The 397-nt window shown below is 65.2% G+C and carries 1 protein-coding gene; it reads right to left on the reverse strand.

Translation table 11 applies throughout. The annotated features are described in order from the left end of the window. The coding region (locus ACZLZY_RS24950) for a Mu transposase domain-containing protein (protein WP_472936653.1) at positions 1-397 on the reverse strand (397 nt) is incomplete at both ends.

The following is a 397-nucleotide window of genomic DNA, read 5'->3' on the forward strand; positions in this document are numbered from 1 at the left end:
GCGCAGGGCACCGGGTTTGCGCTGGACGACCGCCAGATAGTGCCGCCAGTCATAGATCGTCTCGGTTCGGCGATCATGTGAGCGAGCAAAGACCCGGCGGTGCTCGCAGATAGTCTGCCCCTCGGCGATGATGACGATCCGATCGGGATAGACGCGCAGGCTGACGGGGCGGTTGGCGAAGGAGGCCGGCACGCTGTAGCGGTTGCGCTCGAGATGAACGAGGCAGGTTGGTGAGACACGCTTGGTGTGTTCGACGAAGCCGTCGAAGGGCCGAGGTGTCGCCATCAGATGACGGACCTCCTCGGACCAGACTTCGGCAACGGTGCCGGGTTGGGTCGCATGGGGCGCCGTTGCCCACAGCTCCCGGCACCGCTTCTCCAGCCACTCGTTCAGCGCT

This window comes from Mesocryomonas lacus, from assembly GCF_055730135.2.